Raw genomic sequence first — 1,847 nt, forward strand, 5'->3', positions numbered from 1 at the left:
CATCCTCGCGAAAATAGAAAATGCGTTGCCATTGGCCCGCGCTGACTCTATGTTCCGCCCGCTCGCAGATTGGGGCGTAGCCAAGTGGTAAGGCAGCGGTTTTTGGTACCGCCATTCCCAGGTTCGATCCCTGGCACCCCAGCATTTTAAAAGAGCGAATTCGGTTCACCGGGTTCGCTCTTTTGCGTTGGCCTGTTATTTTCCCTCATCCCCAACCCTTCTCCCGCAGGAGAAGGGAGCCGGAAGCCCTCTCCTGTGGGAGCTACTGCTTATACATAAGTTGAGTCACGAGCCATAGACCAACCTTGAAACAAGGAATTAAATCGCCTCAAACCCCGATATAACAGGGCGATGCCAGGAGGGCGTTGGCTCCGATAGCCCGACCAGCCACCCACCCGAGCAATGACCCAAGTTGCCCAGGCTAAAGAATAGGGAGGAAAGGGATTTTGTTGATGTCGGGTACGCCCTTGCCAATGCTGAGATAAGTGCATCAAGCACTGCTGCTGTGCGTCCGAAAAGACCAGACTGGCAGGGCGGACTGTGTCATCACGCCCAAGACAGAGTTGCAAAATCCGCAGGGCGGCCCCTAGACTCAGCACCAACAAACGTTCAATGGCTGCCACCGACTCCAATTGAGTCGATTCAATATCTAGTCCATCTTGCTTGAGGACAGCAAAGAGTTGCTCAATTCGCCAACGCCAACCATACCACTGAATCACCTGTAACGCCTGTTCTAACGAGTTAATCAGGTGAGTGGTTAACAATCGCCAATGAATCGGCTTTTGCCCGGTCGGAGGCTGAATTTCTACGGCTTCGAGAGCATAAAGTTTCACCGTGGGTGCATAGTCCGACGCATTCAATCGGGATGGGCGGTAGAGGGTGACTGGGGTAAAACGCACTCTCATCCAGGCTTCTCGTTCCATGCGCTGCTGACGCGGCTCTCCTCGCACCCGGAAGGCATAAGTTCCTGCCATCGGTTGTTGACTCAGATAGCTGTACAGTCGCTGGGGAGATTCCTGGATTTTGCGGTCACGACTTGCTCGGAATAGGGCATGGCTCTGCAACTTGGGAGTTTGCTCCCACAGTTCGTAAATATCGGCTTCCCGGTCGGCGATGTAGGTCACTGTCTTCGCTGCTGCCCAGCATCTCTGGCTGTTTTGAGCCACCTGCCACCATTTGTAGGATTCTTTCTCTTCTATCTCTTGCTGCTTGTATTGCCGACTGTGCTTATCTTTTCGCTCTGGGTCACGACTCCACCAGTACACATCGCTTAATCCTAGCGGCATCCCATCTTCGGCATCTAAGACCAAGGTTGGATGGATGAAGATGCCCACGTTTTTATTGTTGCTCAACACCCCAAGCTTTTCGGGGTTGAGTCGCCGCCGATGACGACTCAGATTCACTTCGCTGCTGTCACTGAGTGCCAACACATTTAACCCCTCTATCCGCTCCTGGCATTGGTCTGACAGGCTTCTACAGATTTCTCTCGGGTTGACTTGCTCATTGTTGAGCAACCGGTAGTATCCCATTTGCTCTGACCAATTTTCTGCAATAGCCTGGATGCTCACTGACTGCTTTTGGCAGAGGGCTTCGTACAACTCGGCCCCCTTTTTTCAAGCCGGGCATCTCCAAACATCCTTCGTCTCGTCTTTTCAGATTGATGCCAGATTGGATTGTTATTCATTGCGTTCCTGATTTGCTTTCTGACTATTTTCACATTTTGTGTATAAGCAGTAGCTTGTTAAGGGGGGTTAGGGGGGATCGCGCTACCGCACCACCCGGCACAGGCAATGATCCAAACGGCAACAGTTGCAGCTTCCCGTTGCCGACTATCAGCAGTCGTTTAT

Annotated in this window: 2 protein-coding genes and 1 tRNA gene; 2 read left to right on the forward strand and 1 reads right to left on the reverse strand. The window is 52.2% G+C overall.

Features of this window, described 5'->3' with window-relative positions:
- Nucleotides 1-70: 70 nt before the first annotated feature.
- Nucleotides 71-142, forward strand: a tRNA-Gln gene (locus V6D20_18650).
- Between the two features lie 127 nt (nucleotides 143-269).
- Here V6D20_18650 and V6D20_18655 read toward each other — a convergent pair.
- A complete protein-coding gene (locus V6D20_18655) occupies nucleotides 270-1,529 on the reverse strand; it encodes an IS4 family transposase (GenBank protein HEY9817800.1) in 1,260 nt (419 codons plus the stop codon).
- A 131-nt stretch (nucleotides 1,530-1,660) separates the two neighbouring features.
- Between V6D20_18655 and V6D20_18660 the strand changes: the two genes are divergently transcribed.
- Nucleotides 1,661-1,847 (forward strand): hypothetical protein (locus V6D20_18660; GenBank protein HEY9817801.1); only part of this gene is annotated, 187 nt, incomplete at its 3' end.

Source organism: Candidatus Obscuribacterales bacterium (genome assembly GCA_036703605.1).
In the GTDB taxonomy this organism is placed as follows: domain Bacteria; phylum Cyanobacteriota; class Cyanobacteriia; order RECH01; family RECH01; genus RECH01.

What these genes read in the sequence shown, in the direction of transcription:
- V6D20_18655 (HEY9817800.1), bottom strand. Translation starts at nt 1,529, where the DNA reads ATGGGATACTACCGGTTGCTCAACAATGAGCAAGTCAACCCGAGAGAA.